Genomic DNA, 18,275 nt, shown 5'->3' on the forward strand with positions numbered 1-18,275 from the left:
GGTCCACTGCCGACTTCCTGTCGATGATCTCCGCCGATCGGGCCAGATGGTGCGGATTCCGCCCATCGATCGATCATTGCCTATTCTGAGGCCCCGGAGTAACCTTCCCGAAACACATCGGATGTCTGACTGATTCAGGGCCGCGCGACGGCCCGCGCAGCGAGGGTCCCGGATGGCCCACCACGCGGATCCCATGTCGAGTTCCGTAGTTGTCACGCTTCGGGGTGGCCGGATCGGTCACCGTTTGGAGGATCGATGTCAGACCTGACCCGACGGCAAGCCCTCAAGATCGGCGCAGCCGGCGCGGGCGGTGCTCTCCTGCCGCTGCCTTGGACGGCCGTGGCCCGAGCAGACTCGGTGGCGCCGCCGCAGGTACTGGCCGCCGGGGACCTTGCGCTCTGGTACGACGAGGCTGCCGGCACCGACTGGCTACGGGCGCTGCCGATCGGCAACGGGCGACTCGGTGCCATGGTCTTCGGCAACGTCGACACCGAGCGCCTGCAGCTCAATGAGGACACCGTGTGGGCGGGCGGTCCCCACGATCCCAGCAACACCAGAGGCGCGGGAGCTCTGGCGGAGATCCGGCGGCTCGTCAACGCGAACCAGTGGACTCAGGCCCAGGATCTGATCAACCAGACCATGATGGGCAACCCCGGCGGCCAGTTGGCCTACCAGACTGTCGGCAACCTCCGGCTCGCCTTCGGTTCTGCCAGCGGAGCGTCTCAGTACAACCGGACGCTCGACCTCACCACCGCCACCGCCACCACGACGTACGTGCTGAACGGCGTTCGACACCAGCGGGAGGTGTTCGCCAGCGCACCGGACCAGGTCATCGCGATCCGGCTGACCGCCGACCGGACCGGCTCGATCAGCTTCACCGCCACCTTCGACAGCCCGCAGCGCACCACGGTGTCCAGCCCGGACGGCACCACGATCGGCCTCGACGGCGTCTCCGGAAACATGGAGGGCGTCACCGGCGCGGTCCGCTTCCTCGCCCTGGCCAACGCGACCGTCAGCGGCGGCAGCGTGTCCAGCTCCGGCGGCACCCTGCGGGTCACCAACGCCACCAGCGTGACCCTGCTGATCTCCATCGGCTCCAGCTACGTCAACTACCGCAACGTTGGCGGCGACTACCAGGGCATCGCCCGACAGCGCCTCTCCGCCGCGCGGGCCAGGAGCTATGACCAGCTGCGCAGCCGGCACGTGGCCGACTACCAGGCGTTGTTCGGTCGGGTCAGCCTCGACCTGGGCCGCACCTCCGCCGCCGACCAGACGACCGACGTCCGGATCGCCCAGCACAACAGCGTCGACGACCCACAGTTCTCGGCTCTGCTGTTCCAGTTCGGGCGATACCTGCTGATCTCGTCCTCGCGGCCCGGCACGCAGCCGGCCAACCTCCAAGGCATCTGGAACGACTCGCTGACCCCATCCTGGGACTCGAAGTACACGATCAACGCCAACCTGCCGATGAACTACTGGCCGGCCAACACCACAAACCTGGCCGAGTGCCACAACCCGGTCTTCGACCTGGTCCGGGACCTTGCCGTCACCGGAACGCGGACCGCCCAGGTGCAGTACGGTGCCGCCAGTGGCTGGGTCACCCACCACAACACCGACGCGTGGCGGGCCACCGCGGTGGTGGACGGCGCGTTCTGGGGCATGTGGCAGACCGGCGGCGCCTGGCTGTCCACGTTGATCTGGGACCACTACCTGTTCAACGGTGACATCGAGTTCCTGCAGACGAACTACCCGGCCATGAAGGGTGCCGCGCAGTTCTTCCTCAACACCCTGGTGACCGAACCGACCCTCGGTTACCTGGTGACAAACCCGTCGAACTCGCCGGAGCTCAGCCACCACGCGAACGCCAGCGTGTGCGCCGGCCCCACGATGGACAACCAGATCCTGCGGGACCTCTTCGACGCCTGCGCCCGGGCGAGCGAGATCCTCGACGTGGACAGCACCTTCCGGGCTCAGGTTCGCGCCACCCGGGATCGCCTCCCACCCATGAAGATCGGCTCGCGCGGCAACATCATGGAGTGGCTCTACGACTGGGTGGAGACCGAGCCCAACCACCGGCACATCTCGCACCTGTACGGCCTGGCCCCCAGCAACCAGATCACCAAGCGCGGCACCCCGCAGCTGTTCGAGGCGGCCCGCCGGACCCTGGCGCTGCGCGGCGACGACGGCACGGGCTGGTCGCTGGCCTGGAAAATCAACTTCTGGGCTCGGATGGAGGAGGGTAAGCGGGCCCACGACCTGATCCGCTACCTCGCCACCACCGCACGGCTCGCGCCCAACATGTTCGACCTGCACCCGCCGTTCCAGATCGACGGCAACTTCGGCGCCACCGCCGGCATCGCCGAGATGCTGTTGCAGAGCCACGCTGGCGAGCTGCACATCCTGCCCGCGCTGCCGCCGGCCTGGCCGAGCGGTCGGGTGACCGGCCTGCGCGGTCGGGGTGGGCACACGGTCGGCATCACGTGGGCGAGCGGTCAGGCCATCGAGGTGCTCATCCGACCGGACCGCGCCGGCACCGTCCGCCTGCGCGCCCGGATCCTCACCGGCACTGTCACCGTGGTCGACACCACCGACGGTACGGCTGCCCGGACCACCCGGATCGAGTCCGACCTGATCGAGGTCACCGTGCAGGCCGGACGCACCTACCGGGTCACCAGCACGGGCGTCGCCCTACCGACGCTGGAGCAGAGCTTCAGCAACGTCGGCATCACCAGCGACAGCAACACCAACGTCGGAAACTTCGACGGCGGCGGAGCGTCGCTCTCCGCGCAGGCCCTGGCGGCGGCCGGCGCGAGCCCAGGCGGCACGGTGAGCCGCAACGGAGTCAACTTCCGGTGGCCCAGCGTCAGCTCGGGCGCCGCCGACAACGCCATCGCCTCGGGCCAGACGATAAGCGTGACCGGCACGGGCCGGACCCTCGGCTTCCTCCTGACCGGTACCTACGGCGCCCCGTCGGGCACCGGCACGGTGGTCTACGCCGACGGCACCCGCCAGACGTTCACGCTGAGCACGCCCGACTGGTACGGCGGGCCGAGCTCCGCGGGGACCGCGGCCATCGTGTCCGCGTACCAGAACCGGCCCAACAACCAGCGGCAGAACACCGCGGCCTGCGTCTACTACGTGGGTGTCGCGTTGCAGAGCAAGGCGGTGGCCTCGGTCGTGTTGCCCAACATCAGCGCCCGGCCGGCGACGAACGTGTCGACGATGCACATCTTCGCCATCGCCATCGGGGGCTGACGGCGACAGATCCCGCTCGGGGGAGCGCGACCGGGCCCGTCCCACCTGGGGACGGGCCCGGTCGCGGTGCAGGCTCAGGCTGATGGCGGGTCGGCAATGATGCGCGCGAGAGTGCGTCGGCCCATCCGACTCATGGCGGCGTTGGTCTGGTGGTAGTACCACACCACCCCCATTGCCTGCTGGAAGGCCCACGCTTTGCCACGCTCCCATTCGAGAACGTCGCAGCCGAGTTGCTGCCGAAATGTCTGACGTGGCTCGCGTTCCAGCAGGTGCCAGGCGCTGACGAGGTCAAGGGCAGGGTCGGCAGGCCCCAGCCCGCCCACGTCGAGAACCCCGGCCAGCCGCCCGCCGGAGACGAGGACGTTTCCCGGAATGAGATCACCATGGTTCATCCTGTCCGGGGCCTCGCCCCGCGGCAGTTCCCTCATGACCTCCCAGATCCGGCGGAGCAGCGGGACGTCCAGCAGCGTCTCGCTGCGCCCGAAGCAGGTTTCCATCCACCCGTCGTGCGCTGGTAGCTCGCCACCGCGACCCTCGCCTGTGAACGTGCGTCCCCGTGTGTCGATGGCTCGCACGCCACTGACGAACTCGGCCAGATCGTGCGCGAACGCGACGGAGTTGCCTGGGTCCTCATCGGTGGCTACGACGCCGGGTACCCACGTCTGTACCGACCACGGAAGCGGGTAGCCGGCGCCGGGTTCACCGATGGCGACCGGCTCGGGGGTGGGAAATCGCGTACGACCCATCAGTTCTCGGGCCGCTTCCGCTTCGCGTTCCAGCCAGCCCTGCGCCGCGTCGACCTCACGAGGCTGAAGGGGGAACCGGGCCGTGAACCCTCTCCCGATACGGAAGATGGCATTGACCGTCCCCTGCGAAGCGACGCGACTGAGAGGCAGGCTCTGCCACTCGGGGAACTGCCCGTCCACCAGCTCACGCACCGCGTTGAGTGAGACTGTGAGCTGGCCGTCATGCATCGGCACATCCGGCGATGGGGATGGGCGGTGGGTAGAGGCTGGCACGACAATCATCCTTAGTCAGGTGTTCTGGGCGGCGACTGTGGTTCGAGGGTGACTGGTGGCAGGGCTTGACGCCAGGTGGCGGGCAAGAGCGATCGCGGCGAGGAGCGCCAAGACCGCGCATACGCCCAACCACCCGAAGTGGGCGTAGGCGCGGGCTCCGAGCCAGGAGCCGAGGCCGCCGCCGAGGTAGGCGCAGGTCATGTAGGCGGTGTTGAGTCTGCTCCGGGCTTCGGGCCGCAGGGCGTAGATGCGTACCTGGTTGGCGACCATGCCGGACTGCATCCCGACGTCGAGCAGTAATGTGCCGAGCGCCAGTGCCGCGAGGCCTCCCGCCCCGCCGAGACTCGCGAACGCGAGAACGACGGCCGAGGCGATGACCCCGAGCAGGCAGGCCAGATTCACCGCGTCGCTGCCCCTACGGTCCACCTGCCGTCCAGCGACCGGGGTGCACAGCATTGTCGCCGCGTTGACCAGTGCGAGCGTTCCGACCGCCGGTGCGCCCAAGTCGTATGTGGGGCCGGTAAGCAGCAGCGCGACGGCGGTCCAGACCGCGGAGAAACCGGCGAAGACCGTCGCCTGGTAGAAGCAGGAGCGGCGCAGGTCGGCCTCGGTGCGCAGCAGTCGCAGCGACTCGGCCAGCAGCGCCGGGTATCGGTGTCCGGACGGCGGTCGTGTCGTCGGCAGTACGCGGGCCATGACCACGGCGATGAACAGCACGGACGCCGCCGCCGTCAGGTAGGGGGCCCGCCATCCGAACCAGTCGCCGATGGTGCCCGCGACGGTGCGGGACAGCAGCATGCCAGCGATGGAGCCGCTCAGCAGGGTGCCGCTGACCACGCCGCGCTGGTCGTCGGCAACGAGGCCGGCTGCCATGGGGCCGATGATCGGCGCGACAACGGTCGTGACCCCGACGAGGGCGCTCGCGCCGACGAACGGCGGCAGCGCGGGTGCGGCGCCCGCGGCGAGCAGCCCCAGCCCGGTGAGGCCGAGCAGGGTGACGATCAGCGGGCGATGCGGGAGCCGGTCGCCGAGGGGCACCAACAGGAAGATCCCGGCGGCATAGCCGAACTGCACCGCGGTCACCACCAGGGCGGCCGAGTCAGCGCTGACGTGCAGGCTGGCGGCGACCAGCGGGCTGATCGTCTGGGGGAAGTAGATGTTTCCGACGGCGACCCCGCAGGTGAGGGCGAGGAGCACCAGCAGCCTGCGACTCATCTGCGAACCGGCTGTGCGAGAGCGTCGATCACGTCAGTCCACCGGCCCGCCGGCGACGTAGATGACCTGGCCGGAGACGAACCCGGCTTCGGGGCTGACCAGGTACGACGCGGTGTGCGCGATGTCCTCGGGCTGGCCGACCCGGCGCACCGGGATGGTCTGCGCCACGATCCGCTGGTGCTCCTCGAAGCTGCGGCCCCGCCGCTGGGCCCCGACCCTGGTCATGTCACTGACCACGAAGCCCGGCCCGATGGCGTTCGCCGTCACGCCGTGCTGCCCGAGCCGCAGCGCGAGCGATTTGGTGAAGCCGATCAGACCGGCCTTCGCGGCGGCGTAGTCAACGCGGCCGGAATCGCCGAGCGCGGAAATGCTCGACATGTTGACGATCCGTCCCCAGCCGGCCGCCATCATGTAGGGGGTCACGGCCCGGGTGAGGAAGAACGCGCCGCGCAGGCTGACCCCGGTGACCGCGTCCCACTGCTCGGTGCTCGTCTCCTCGACGCCGGCGTTGGGGCCGCCGATGCCGGCGTTGTTGATCAGCACCGTCGGTGATCCCAACTCGGTCGCGATCCGAGCGACAGCGGCGGTCACGGCCGACTCGTCGTTGACGTCGGCGGCGAACGCCGCCGCTGTTCCGCCGTCGCGGGTGATGGCATCCACGGTGCCGGCGCAGTCTTCCTCGACCAGGTCGACCACGGCAACCGCGAGGCCATCGCGCGCCAAACGCCCGGCCACCCCGGCGCCGATGCCGCGTGCCGCGCCCGTGACGATCGCCGTGCGCCGAATGGCCTGGTTTGTCATGTTGATCGGTGTCATGCCGGATAGTCCACGGCACGTTGGCGGCGATCCCCAAGCGATGTAGCGTGCAGCTTAATGATCAGCTTCATGCTCAGCGTCGAGGACCTCGCGGACACCCGCTTCGCGATCTCACCGATCTACCAGACCGTGCTCAGCCTGCGGGTGTTGCGCGAGCCCGGCTTGTACGCGCTGCACCTGCCGTGGCGCAGGTCGGTTCTCGGCAGACTCGATGCGCCCGGTGCCGACCTGCTGATGTCCCTGGTCGGGCCAGACCGCGCCGTTGCGGATTTCCTGACGCCCCGCCCGACGGAATTCGCCGTGACCTTCGAAGAAGAGTTGGCCGCAGTACGCCGGACGCCTCCGGATGTCGTTCGCCGCGACGTGTTGGCCGTGTACGGACATGGCCGGCTTCCGGACATCTTGCAGGAGATCACTGCGGACGACGACGCTCCTGTCCTCGCACTCCGCGATGCCATCTGCGACCACCTGCAGCGTTACTGGGAGATCGCGATCAAGCCGACTTGGCCGCAGATGCGACTCGTCCTGGAGGCGGACACGACCTACCGCGCCCGACAACTGGCCGTAGGAGGCGCGCGCCTGCTCTTCGCCGACATGCACCCGAATCTGCGCTGGCAGGACGGCGTCCTGCACATCGACAAGATGATCGGCAGGCACCATGTCGCGGCAGCCGGCCGAGGACTTCTGCTGGTGCCGTCCGTGTTCTCGTATAAGCCCGCCCCGCCAGTCAGCCCGCAGGAACCGCCAGTGCTGGCATACCCCTGCCGTGGAGTAGCAACGCTCTGGGCGCCGACACCGACCGTCGACGCGGCCGCCGTCACGTCGCTCCTCGGCGTGCCCAGAGCGCGACTGCTCCACCTCCTTGCCGAACCGCTACCGACCGTGGAAATGGCCCGCCGGCTCACAGTCACACCCAGCGCCGTGTCACAACACCTACAGGTCCTCCACGCGACAGGTCTGATCACTCGCGCCCGCGACGGACGGCACGTGCTGTACCGGCGCAGCCCTCTTGGTGACCAGGTGGTCGGCCAGTCGGCGGAGCAGTAATCCCACTGGACCAAGACGCTGCCCTTCGGCCGCCAGCAGGAAATGCATTGCTCTGGCATTTTCCATTGGTGATCATGTGCCAAATGAAATTCTTTCCCGCTACTGCGGACTCCACCGCCCTGGACCGTGCCGCCGCGTACCCGGCCGACGGTCCCATCACCGCCCTGACCGCTGAGAAGATCCGCGAGGAACTCGGTGCCAACCAGTTCCGCCCGGAATGGGTCTGGCTTGCCGAGGACGAGAACGGGTACGTCCTTGCCCGTGCGCTGTGGTGGGGCCGTGCCGACAGCGAGCGCCCCGTAGCGCTCGATTGCCTCCAGGTCCGTTCCACCGTTGCCGATCCGGTCGCCGTCGCCACCAGGCTCCTTGACGCCGCGCATGCCGCCTTCGGCGCGCGGCCGCTGTACAACATCTCCCTCCCACGAGACTGGAGCAGCCGACCGGAACTGAGCGAGGCGGTGGCCTGGCGTCGCGAGGCGGGCCTGCGCACAGGGCTGAGCCGGGAGATTCAGCGCCTGCGCTACGAGTGGACTCCGGCGGCGGGACTGCCCGAGGCCGGCGGTCGGCTGACGTTCCGCGAGGGCAGCGACGAGGAGTTCCTGGAGGCCTTCGTCCGGGTGTCGGGCGACAGTCTCGACGAGGCCACCCGTGACGAGCTGCGCACCAAGAGCGCCAGGCAGGTGGCCGAAGAGGACATGAGGTTCTACCTCGACTGCCCGGGTGAGCGCTCCTGGTGGAGGCTTGCGGAGCTGCCCGACGGCACTCTCGCCGGCCTGGCCGTCCCGTCAGCGACCCCGTACAACCGCAACGTCGGATATCTCGGTGTCGTACCCGAGCAGCGGGGCAAGGGACTGATCGACGAGATCCTCGCCGAGATCACCCGCTTCCACGCGAACGAACGCGCCGAGCGCATCACCGCGACCACAGACACTACGAACATCCCGATGGCCGCCGCCTTCGACCGCGCCAACTACGAGGTGACGGAGATCCGTATGGTTCTGGAGGCCTCGGGGGCCGTATGACGCTCACATCTTCGCCATCGCGATCGGGGCCTGACGGCAACGGATCGCGCCTCGGGGGAGCGTGTCCGGCGGAGGTGGTCCGCGCTCTGGCCGGACGAGCAGCCGGAGAACCCGCCCAAGGCCCTGCAGATCCTTGTCTCCCGGGCACGTAGAGCCGCTTCGCCCACACGTACCCGACCAGCGCGATCACGGCGCACCAGCCGAGCGCGATCACCACGCTGTTGCCCATCGGAGTACCGAGGAGCAGGCCGCGCAGTGTCTCCATGATCGGGGTGAACGGCTGGTACTCGGCGAACCACCGCAGCCCGACCGGCAACGAGGCGGTGGTCACGAACCCGCTACCGAACATGGACAGCCAGCCACACCAGGGCGAACGTCGTCGCGGTGAGGACCCCGGCCGCAGCCAGCCACTCGATCGCGGTCGCGTTGGTCCGGAAGCCGACGAGCACGGCCACTCCGAGAACGACGCCGAGCTGGAACAGGGTTGACGTAGATGCCATGACCGCCCGACCCGCCGCCAAGGCCGACGCCGAGCGTGCCGCCGAGCAGGTAGACGAACAGCAGCAAGATGATGATCGGCCTGAACCGTACGCCCCGCATTTCAGGACCCTGGCTGGGGCGGTGCGCGCAGCCGGCGGCCGGCGGTGACTGTCGGTCACCTCGGTGGGCAAGGATGCGGTAATGAGCGGTATACCTCAGAGTCATATTCATACCTCTGAGGTATACCGCTCAACAGCACATCGACATGGCGGGCAGCCAAGGCGGATGGCGAGCGCCTTTCGCTACGCCCCCAGCCCGTCTTGAGGGATCTAGCGGATGCGCTCCCCTCGGCTCTCGATCCGGTAGTAGTCGAAGGCGACGTCGAGGTCGGTGGAGGTGCCGGCCCGGTTGAAGGCCATCAGCCCGGCCTTCGTCGGCTCGACGTTCAGCGTCGTGGAGCCGATGTAGCGGTAGACGCTTCCGTCGCGGGAGTAGTAGGCGCGGTAGCTGTCACCGATCTTGGTGAGCCGGAGCCAGATGGCGCCGTCGGCCCCGACGATCCGTTGGGCGTCGGCGCCGGTGATCTCCAGCGTCGATGTCGCACCGTTCTGCTCCCGGAGGAGGACGAGCCGGACCTTGTTGGCGGCGGTCGCGTTGCCCATCTCCCAGGCGAGCTTCACGTAGTTGTTGTCGTCGGCGTACCCGATGACACCGCCCTGCTCGTTGTTGTTGGCGAGTGGTCGGGAGAAGACGATCCTGGATTCGGCCGTCCAGTCGCCGTCGACGTTCTGAAGGGCCAGGTTCTTCGCGGTGTTGGTGTTGCCCTGCAGGTCACCCTGCTGGGCGGTGATGACCAACGATCCGTCGGCCAGCCGCCGGGCGCTCTCGTCCGGCCGGACCCACTGCCATTGGGAGCCGAGTTGGGTGGACTCGAACTCGTCGCTGCCGGTGATGGTGGTGTTCAGGTCCACCGTGTAGACCGACGATGCCTCGCCGTTCGTGACGGTGACCCGCGCCTGCCCGGTGGCGCTGGTCGCCTGCTCGATGGTGACCGAGGCCGCGGGGTCGGCGGCGCTGGCGGTGACCGTCGGCACGGTCGTGGTGCCGGCCGGCGCGAGGGCGTTGTAGCGCAGCACCGTCGGCGAGAAGGACGCCAGGGGCTTGCCGTCGACGCTCAAGCTCGTCAGCGTCGTGTCGGGCACCAGGTTGAAGACGTAGTTCTTCACGAGAGGGCCGAAGAAGCTCTCCGCCGTTACCTTGACGACCGCCTGTCCGGGCACGCTGACGGCCTGGGAGATGATCTCGTAGCGAGCCTTCCGGTCGGCCGTCCGCACCTTCGTGATGGTGGGCGACGCCCCGGCCGGGACCGGGATGGTGTACGAGTTGTCGGACAGGTTGAAGCCGCCGAACTCCTTGCCGTTCACGACGATCTTCGCCGAGAGCGGCGCGTCGTCGACCGGGATGTCCCGCCCGCTGAACTCCTTCCAGTAGTTCACCGAGGTGTCCCGCCAGTCGGCGGCATCCGTCTCGTGAACGGCCAGCTTGGCGCGGACCTCCGCGAACCGTCGTGCGTCGATGTCGGGCTGGAGCGCGTCCCAGGTCTCCCGCATCCAGGTCACGTACTGGACGCCCATCTGGTAGCGGTAGACCAACTCGTCCCAGAAGGTCCGGCCGTTGTCCATCCGATGGCCCCATGGCACATGGTGGAACCACATCAGCAGGTTTTCCGGGACCGATCCGATGTCCCCGTAGCGTTGCTGAAGCCGGGGGAAGTACTGGGCGGCCAGGTTGCTGCCGGTGGGGGAGCGGTCGAAGCCGAGGCCGACGCTGTCGGCCTGGTTGTAGTAGATCGGGCTCCAGTCGTCGCGGCCCGCCCAGTCGGCGGGGTCGGGACGGTAGTGGGCGCCCTCGGCGAACTGGTGGCCGATGCCCAGCGGCGTCTGATAGCTGACCAGCGCCTCCCACGAGCCCATCATCATCTTCCGGATGGTGTCGACGACACGCTTGTCGTTGCCCCAGGTCATCCGGACCCAGTCGGTCGCGATGTCCGCCGAGCTGAGCGACCAGTTCCAGGCCTGGCGGCCGAAGGCGAAGAGGTTCGCCTGGGAGAAGTGGTGCCCGGTCAGGTTGTCGGCGTTGCCGAGGTTGGCGACACCGACGATGGCGGTGTCCGGATGGTGCTGGGCGCTCCCGTCGACAACGTCGCCGACCAGGCGCTTCTTCAGCAGCTTGCCCGCTGCGTCGGTGGCGTACGTGTCGGTCTTGAGGATCTCCTCGTACATCGGGCCGAGGTAGCTCAGCATCCAGTTCTGGCCCGTGTATTCCTGGGTGATCTGGAGTTCCAGGGCCTGGTTGGTGTTCTCCATCCGGCCGAACATCGGGTGGATGGGCTCCCGGGCCTGGAAGTCCAGCGGCCCGTTCTTGGTCTGTAGGAACACGTTGTCAGCGAAGCGTCCCTTGGTGCCGTCGGGCTGGGCCTCGTCGTCGATCGGCCCGAACTCCAGGTAGGCCCGCTTGAGTCGGTCGTTGTCCACCTCGGCGTTGTAGACGAACGTCCGCCAGTGCACGGTCATCCCGAGCGGCGCGACGGCGGCGCCGATGGCGTTGGCGCCGTCGCCGTGGTCGTACCCGAAGTCCTGCGGCCCGGGCTGGCCCTCCGAGTTGGCCTTCACGGTGAAGCCCATGAAGTCCGGGATGGCGGTCTTGACCATCTGGGCTCTGCGGTTCCACCAGCCCCGGAAGTCGGCACCGTAGGGGTCGAGTTGGCTGTTGGTCAGCGTGTCCGGCGCGAATCGGCTGTCCGTGGGCGCGGTGTAACGGATCGACAGGCCCAGCTTGATGCCGTACGGGCGCAGGGCGTCGGCGAGGGCGGCCTCCTGCGCGATGCGGGTGCTCGTCAGGTACGCGTTGTCGGCGTTGACGTTGTTGATGGTGATGCCGTTGATGCCGAGCGACGCCAACGCCCGTGCCACGACGATGTAGCGGTCGAGGATGACGGGCAGGTTCTTACCGGCACTTGCTCCGGTTGCGGCGAAGTTGAAGATCGCCCCGTTCTCTCCGTTCAACCCGCCCAGTCCGGAGGCGTTGTTGCCGGCGTAGAGGCGCTCGGTCTCCCAGTTGTTCAGCAACCGATGCTTGATCTTCGGTGACTCCGAGATGCGGAGGTGGTCGATCGGTTTCTGCGTCTGCATCAGCCGCAGGAAGGCGAAGGTCCCGTAGAGAGCGCCGAGGTCGGTGTTGCCGGCGATGACGGTGAACCTGTCCTTACCGCGGGACAGGGAGCGCACGAGGTAACCCTCGTCGCCGACCGCGGCCAGATCGCGGGTCGAGATGGCGTGGCGCACCAGCGGCGAGCTTGCCGGCGTACCCACCACGACCGAACCGTCCGGGATCTTGTCGCCGATCTTCGTCGTTACGGGTGCCGACTGACCGAGGAGCCCGCTCAGGCCGCGCACCAACTCGTCCCGGGCGGCTCCGAGCGTGGTCTCGGCCAGCTTCTCGGTGGAACCGGGCGCCATGGCGAGGTCTGGCGTGTGCCGGTGGACCTGATCGGCGTCGGCGTTCTCGACCACGATCGCCGTGGCCGTCCGACGGTAGTCGCGGAGCAGTTTCGCGTCGCTGACCGGCACGTACCGCAGCCACAGGTCGGAGCCGCTGTAGTCGTCTGGCGACTGGGCTGCGGCGACGGGTGTCGTGGCGACCGTGAGGGTGGCCGCGACCGTGGCGAGCGCCGTGCCCAGCACGATGAGTGTTCGCCGCAGCCTGGGCACCGAACCTCGGTTCATTGCCTTCTCCTCCTTCGTCCGCTTGAGACGTCGATGGGTCCGTCTCGCAGACGCAGTGATGTGCATGGATGGGCGGGTGTGCCGATACTGTCCGGCGCTGCCCGGCCTCGGCAACGAGTTGTCGTTTCTTGTCGCGGGGCTTTCCGACCTCACGACAGGTGCGCCGCCGGCTGGGTCGCGGGCCGTTGCCGTACCCATGGTGGTCGGGCCCGACCCGGGCTCAGGTTGCGCGTGGACGTCGAGTGGCGGACCACGAGGCGTACCGGCAGGACCATTGGCCGGCCGGTGTGCCCAGGGGCCCCCTCGATCATCGTGAGCAGGTGCCGGGCCGCCGCCGAGCCCGCCGCGTAGAACGGTGCCGCGACCGTGGTCAGCCCGGGTGTGACGAGGTCGGCGGCCAGGATGTTGTCGAAACCCACGATGCTGACGTCGCCCGGAACGTTGACGCCCCTGCGGTTGAGACCGCGGATGAGGCCGATCGCCATCTGGTCGTTGAAGGCGAGGACCGCCGTCGCCGGACGCGCGCACAACTCCTCGGCGGCCCGCTCACCACCCTCGATGGTCGGACTGAACGGGCCGATCTGGCGTACCTTGATCTCCAGCTCCATGCCCGCTTCGAGCAACGACCGCCAGCGGATGCCGTTCGGCCAGGACGCCTCCGGCCCCGCGACGTACGTGATGTGGTCGTGGCCCAACTCGCCGAGGTGCTCGGCGGCCCGCCGGACCCCCCGGGGGTTGTCCGTCACGAGGCAGGGCACGTCCGCGATGGCGCGGTTGAGGACCACCACCGGCCGCTGCTTGGCGAACATCCGGATGGCCGAGTCGGACATCCGGCTGCTGGCCAGCACGATGCCGTCGACTGTCGACATGGCGCGTTCGATCGCCGCCCGTTCCAACCGGTCGGACTCCTGGGCATCGATCAGCACGGTGGTGTATTCGTCGCCGATCACCGCCTCCTGCGCACCGCGGACGATCTCGGCGTACACCGGGTTGGTGATGTCGGCGATGACGAGCGCGATCATGTGCGTGCGTGCGGTGGTGAGGGCGCGTGCCAGAGGGTTGGTCCGGTAGCCCAGCCGCTCGGCGACCTGCCGGATCCGCTCGGCGGTCTCGGAATTGACGCGGCTCGGTCTGGAGAAGGCCCTCGACACCGTGGACGGTGAGACGGCGGCGGCATCCGCGACGTCGTAGATCGTGATCCTCTTGTCGGGCGGCCTGGTGTGGTCGGGCATCTTCATGCTCCTCCCGGGCTACGCGCCGTGATCATGGTATGACGTCGGTGAGTACCCGGCAATGCCCGCGCAACAATTCGTCCGCTCGGACACATTCGCGCGAGGCAATACATGGCAACCCGTTGCCGTGACGCCGCGCCGGCTGTCTCAATGCTTCACGGACGGCGCAGGGGGCGACCCCGCCTGAGCGCAGCGTGGACCTACCTGGCCGGCCCGGGTAGTCGATGAAGGGAACGACTCATGGGTATGACGCGGCGCGGCGCTCTCATGGTCACGGCATCGTCGCTCTTCGTGGGCGCCGTCGGGTGTGGGGCGCCGGACAGCCCCGGCAAATCCTCGGGCGACACCACGGGCGAGGTGCCGCAGCGGCCCGGTAAGGCCGTCACGCTCAACGTTCTCGACGTTGCCGGCAACCTGCAACTGACACAGGGGATGATCGACGACTTCGTCTCCAAGAACTCCGACGTGATCTCCCGGGTGACCTATACGAAGGCGCCCGCACCTGAGCTGGCCGGCAAGATCAAGGCTCAGCAGGGCGCGAACCGGGTGGACATCGGTCTCGTGCTGACCGGCGTCGACGGTCTGGCGGCGGGAATCGAACAGGGTCTCTGGATCGACGTGTTGCCGAAGTTCCAGGACCGCCTCGGCGGCATGCGGAACTACCTGGAACCGGCCGCCGCGATGCAGCAGCTCGCCGGCAACGCCGGCGTCACGGTCACCTACTACCCGTCCGGCCCGCTACTCGAATACCTGCCGTCCCGCCTGCCGGCGCCGCCGACCAGCGCGGAAGCCCTGCTCGCCTGGGCCAAGGGCAACCCCAAGAAGTTCCAGTACGCCCGGCCGGCCAACTCCGGCCCCGGCCGAACGTTCCTGATGGGTCTGCCCTACATCCTGGGCGACACGAACCCCAAGGATCCAACGACGGGGTGGGACAAGACGTGGGCCTTCCTCAAGGAACTGGGCCAGTACGTCGACTACTACCCGTCCGGCACCGCCGAGACGATGAAGAACCTCGCCAACGGCACGGCTCACGTGATCGTCAGCACGACCGGCTGGGACATCAACCCCCGGGTGCTGGGCACAGTGCCCAAGGAGGCCAGGATCGCCACGCTCGACGGCTTCCACTGGGTCACCGACGCGCACTACGCCGTGCTACCCAAGGGCGTCTCGACCGACACGCAGGCCGCGGTGCTCGCCCTGCTCGCGTTCATGCTCACACCCGAGCAGCAGGCGAAGGCGTACGACGAGGGCTACTTCTACCCGGGGCCGGCGGTCAAGGACGTGGGGCTCTCGTCGGCGCCGCAGAAGAGCCAGGATGCGATCCGGGAGTTCGGCCGCCCCGAATACGACGCGCTGATCGCCGGGAACCCGACCGAGGTCCCGCTCGACGCGAAGAGCCTCGTGGCGGCCTTCAACCGCTGGGACCGCGAAATCGGCGGCGGGAAGGTCAAGCAGGGATGAGCACCTTCTCCCAGCTGCGGTTGGACGGTGTGTCCCGACGGTTCGGCGGCCAGGACGCGCTCACCGAGCTGGACCTGACGATCGAGTCGGGCGAGTTCATCGCCCTGCTCGGCCCGTCCGGCTGCGGCAAGTCGACCGCATTGAACTGCCTGGCTGGGCTCCTGCCGTTGACCCAGGGGAGCATCTGGCAGGACGAGCGCCGGATCGACACGCTGCCACCGGAGCGCCGCGGCTTCGGCATGGTGTTCCAGAGCTACGCCCTCTTTCCCCACCTGACGGTCCGGGCGAACATCGCCTTCGGGCTGCGCATGCGGCGGCTGCCGAAGGAGGAGACGCGTCGGCGTACGGACGAGGCGGTGCGTCTGGTGCGGCTTGAGGACCACGTCGACAAACTGCCCGGCCAGCTCTCAGGTGGTCAGCAGCAACGCGTCGCCATCGCCCGTGCCGTCGTGTTCGAGCCGTCCCTCGTGCTGATGGACGAGCCGTTGAGCAACCTCGACGCCAAGCTGCGTCTGGAGATGCGTACCGAGATCCGCCGGCTGCACCAGTCGCTGGGGCTCACCACCGTCTACGTCACCCACGACCAGGAGGAGGCGCTCTCCCTGGCTGACCGGCTGGTGGTGCTGCGGGAGGGACGGGTGCAGCAGATCGGGTCACCGCGCGAGTTGCACACCCGGCCGGCAAACTGGCACGTCGCCGACTTCATGGGCTACCGCAACCTGTGGCGGGGACAGGTGGAGCAGGCGGCCGGCACCAGGGCCACCGTCGAGTCGTCCGGCCACCGCCTGCTCGGCGAGGCCATCGGCGACCTACCGGCCCGGTCGGACGTGGTGGTCGTGGTACGCCCCGAGGACATCCGCGTCGACGGCCCCGGCGAGACCGCCAACGCCATGTCGGCGACCGTCGAGGTGGTGGAGTATCAGGGCCGGGAGTTGGCGGCCGAGGCCCGTACCGACAGGGGCCAGCTGGTGCACCTGCGTACCGAGCAGCGGATCGCACCAGGCGACCAGGTCAAGCTCTCCATCGATCCGCAGCGGCTCCTCGTCTATCCCGCCGGAGCGGCGCAGGAGACCGACCGCCGGCCCGACCGGCTCGCGGACGCCTCGGGGGCGGTGCGGTGAGCGGCGCCGGCCCCGGCAGACCGTTGGCGCACTGGCAGCACCGTCTCGCCGAGCGGGGGGTCGATCGCCAGCTCCTGTTGCTGGTGCCGGCCCTGGTCTTCGTCATCGCCCTGTTCCTCTACCCGTTCTTCTACGGGCTGACGCTCTCGTTCCAGCCGACCAACGGCGGGCCGTTCAGCGACTACGCCCGGTTCTTCTCCGACGCCTACGAGCGGGGCACGATCTGGATCACGCTGCGGATCGCGTTGCCCGCCGCGCTCCTGAACGTCCTCGCCGCCGTGCCGATCGCCTACCGAATGCGCGGCCGGTTCCGGGGCAAGCGGCTGGTCACCACACTGCTGGTCGTGCCGATCACGCTCGGCACGGTCCTCACCGCCCAAGGGCTGCTGAACTTCCTCGGCCCGACCGGTTGGTTCAACCGGATCCTGCTCGCCACGAACCTCGTCGACGAGCCGGTGCGGCTGACCCACAACTACTGGGGTGTGTTCTTCTCGCTGGTGATCACCGGTTTTCCGTTCGCGTTCCTGCTGGTGCTCTCCTACCTCTCCGGGATCGACCCCACCCTGGAACGGGCGGCGGCGACGTTGGGAGCGGACTGGCGTCGCCGGTTCACGCACATCACCCTCCCGCTGCTGATGCCGGGCCTGGCCACGACCTTCTGCCTGACGTTCGTGCTGGCGTTCAGCGTGTTCCCGTCGGCCGTCCTGGTCGGAAACCCGGCCGGTGAGACGCGGGTCATCTCCCTCGCCGCGTACCAGGCGGCGTACGAGCAGTACGACTACCCGTACGCGTCGGCCATCGCAATGATCATGGGCTTCGTGGAGCTGGTCATCATCGCGCTGGTCCTGGCCGCTCGCAGCCGTTTCTACACAGGCTCCACCGGAGGCAAGGGCTGATGGCAACGATCACCCAGGCGCCACCAGAGCAGCACCCCGCGACCACCGGTCGGCGGCGCATCACCGCGCGCCCGGCCGCCTGGATCGTGTGGGGCGTCGTCATCTTCTTCTTCCTCAACCTGCTGGGCGTCGTGGCGTCCGTGCTGGTCAGCTCTTTCGGCCAGCGCTGGTTCGACACCTGGTTGCCCGACGGCTACACCACCAGTTGGTACGGCCGGGCCTGGGACGAGTTCGCACTCCTTCAGGTCATCGTCGTGACCCTGGAAGTCTCCGTACTCGTCGTGGGCCTCTCCCTGCTGATCGGCGTGCCGGCGGCCTATGTCCTCGCGCGGCGGTCGTTCCCCGGCAAGCGGCTGATCTTCCTCGTGTTCCTGCTGCCCATCCTCATGCCGCCGATCACGTACGGCATCCCGCTGGCGACCGTCCTCTACAAGTTCGGCCTGGCCGGGAACATGTCCGGGGTCGTGCTCGCCAATCTCGTACCCTCGGTGCCCTTCGTCATCCTGACCATGACCCCCTTCATCGAGCAGATCGACCCGCGGATCGAGAGCGCCGCGCGCATGTGCGGCGCGGGCCTGCGGACGGTGTTCCTCCGGGTCCTCACACCGTTGCTCGTGCCGGGCATCCTCGCGTCCGCGATCCTCGTTCTCGTTCGGACCGTCGGCATGTTCGAGCTCACCTTCCTGACCGCAGGCCCGGACTCACAGACCCTCGTCGTGGCGCTCTACTACTCGATGTCCGCGTCCGGGATCAGGGCCCAGCAGTCGGTCGACGCGATGGCGGTCATCTACACCTCGATGATGCTCGTCCTGCTCGTCATCGCGCTGCGCTACGTCAACCCGACTCAGCTCGTGGCCCAGGTCAAGGAGGATCCCGAGCACTGAAGCCCGGCACCCGGTGGGTCGACCTGGTCAACCGCCCGTGGC

General features: G+C 68.4%; 13 protein-coding genes. 7 read left to right on the forward strand and 6 right to left on the reverse strand.

The features are described from left to right. The first annotated feature begins 255 nt into the window (after positions 1 to 255). Complete coding sequence (locus ACLQ28_RS17100; RefSeq protein WP_425687256.1) at positions 256 to 3,255, forward strand: glycoside hydrolase family 95 protein; 3,000 nt, start codon at positions 256 to 258, stop codon at positions 3,253 to 3,255. 74 nt (positions 3,256 to 3,329) lie between these two features. Here the strand turns inward: ACLQ28_RS17100 and ACLQ28_RS17105 are convergent, their stop codons facing one another. From ACLQ28_RS17105 to ACLQ28_RS17115, 3 genes are read right to left on the reverse strand one after another with little or no spacing between them, the layout of a single operon-like run. Next, positions 3,330 to 4,229: an aminoglycoside phosphotransferase family protein gene (locus ACLQ28_RS17105; RefSeq protein WP_425687257.1), complete on the reverse strand. Its 900-nt coding sequence runs from the start codon at positions 4,227 to 4,229 to the stop codon at positions 3,330 to 3,332. A gap of 60 nt (positions 4,230 to 4,289) precedes the next feature. Further along, the gene (locus ACLQ28_RS17110; protein WP_425687258.1) at positions 4,290 to 5,489 is read right to left on the reverse strand and encodes an MFS transporter; all 1,200 of its coding nucleotides are present in this window, start codon (positions 5,487 to 5,489) and stop codon (positions 4,290 to 4,292) included. Positions 5,490 to 5,522: 33 nt separating this feature from the next. Next, complete coding sequence (locus ACLQ28_RS17115; protein WP_425687259.1) at positions 5,523 to 6,305, reverse strand: SDR family NAD(P)-dependent oxidoreductase; 783 nt, start codon at positions 6,303 to 6,305, stop codon at positions 5,523 to 5,525. 57 nt (positions 6,306 to 6,362) lie between these two features. Here ACLQ28_RS17115 and ACLQ28_RS17120 point away from each other — a divergent pair, with 57 nt between their 5' ends. Both ACLQ28_RS17120 and ACLQ28_RS17125 read left to right on the forward strand, forming a co-directional pair. Beyond that, on the forward strand, positions 6,363 to 7,352 hold the full coding sequence (locus ACLQ28_RS17120) for an ArsR family transcriptional regulator (protein WP_425687260.1): 990 nt from the start codon (positions 6,363 to 6,365) through the stop codon (positions 7,350 to 7,352). Positions 7,353 to 7,435: 83 nt separating this feature from the next. Then, on the forward strand, positions 7,436 to 8,374 hold the full coding sequence (locus ACLQ28_RS17125; protein WP_363722184.1) for a GNAT family N-acetyltransferase: 939 nt from the start codon (positions 7,436 to 7,438) through the stop codon (positions 8,372 to 8,374). A 338-nt stretch (positions 8,375 to 8,712) separates the two neighbouring features. On the opposite strand, the gene ACLQ28_RS17130 is transcribed toward ACLQ28_RS17125, so the two are convergent. From ACLQ28_RS17130 to ACLQ28_RS17140, 3 genes are all read right to left on the reverse strand, one after another. After that, positions 8,713 to 8,874, reverse strand: a complete 162-nt coding sequence (locus tag ACLQ28_RS17130) for a hypothetical protein (RefSeq protein WP_425687261.1) — start codon at positions 8,872 to 8,874, stop codon at positions 8,713 to 8,715. A 309-nt stretch (positions 8,875 to 9,183) separates the two neighbouring features. Beyond that, a complete protein-coding gene (locus ACLQ28_RS17135; protein ID WP_425687262.1) occupies positions 9,184 to 12,639 on the reverse strand; it encodes an alpha-glucuronidase family glycosyl hydrolase in 3,456 nt (1,151 codons plus the stop codon). Positions 12,640 to 12,788: 149 nt separating this feature from the next. Then, the gene (locus tag ACLQ28_RS17140) at positions 12,789 to 13,871 is read right to left on the reverse strand and encodes a LacI family DNA-binding transcriptional regulator (protein ID WP_425687263.1); all 1,083 of its coding nucleotides are present in this window, start codon (positions 13,869 to 13,871) and stop codon (positions 12,789 to 12,791) included. 240 nt (positions 13,872 to 14,111) lie between these two features. On the opposite strand from ACLQ28_RS17140, the gene ACLQ28_RS17145 reads away from it, so the two are divergent. From ACLQ28_RS17145 to ACLQ28_RS17160, 4 genes are read left to right on the forward strand one after another with little or no spacing between them, the layout of a single operon-like run. Further along, entirely contained in the window at positions 14,112 to 15,332 is a 1,221-nt protein-coding gene (locus tag ACLQ28_RS17145) for an extracellular solute-binding protein (RefSeq protein WP_425687264.1), read from the forward strand. Further along, the gene (locus ACLQ28_RS17150; RefSeq protein WP_425687265.1) at positions 15,329 to 16,453 is read left to right on the forward strand and encodes an ABC transporter ATP-binding protein; all 1,125 of its coding nucleotides are present in this window, start codon (positions 15,329 to 15,331) and stop codon (positions 16,451 to 16,453) included. Before ACLQ28_RS17145 ends, ACLQ28_RS17150 begins: the two co-directional genes overlap by 4 nt. Continuing rightward, complete coding sequence (locus tag ACLQ28_RS17155) at positions 16,450 to 17,349, forward strand: ABC transporter permease (protein ID WP_425687266.1); 900 nt, start codon at positions 16,450 to 16,452, stop codon at positions 17,347 to 17,349. Before ACLQ28_RS17150 ends, ACLQ28_RS17155 begins: the two co-directional genes overlap by 4 nt. Next, complete coding sequence (locus ACLQ28_RS17160) at positions 17,349 to 18,233, forward strand: ABC transporter permease (RefSeq protein ID WP_425687267.1); 885 nt, start codon at positions 17,349 to 17,351, stop codon at positions 18,231 to 18,233. Before ACLQ28_RS17155 ends, ACLQ28_RS17160 begins: the two co-directional genes overlap by 1 nt. Positions 18,234 to 18,275 lie beyond the last annotated feature (42 nt).

It is taken from the genome of Micromonospora sp. DT201 (genome assembly GCF_049841575.1).
Lineage (GTDB): Bacteria > Actinomycetota > Actinomycetes > Mycobacteriales > Micromonosporaceae > Micromonospora.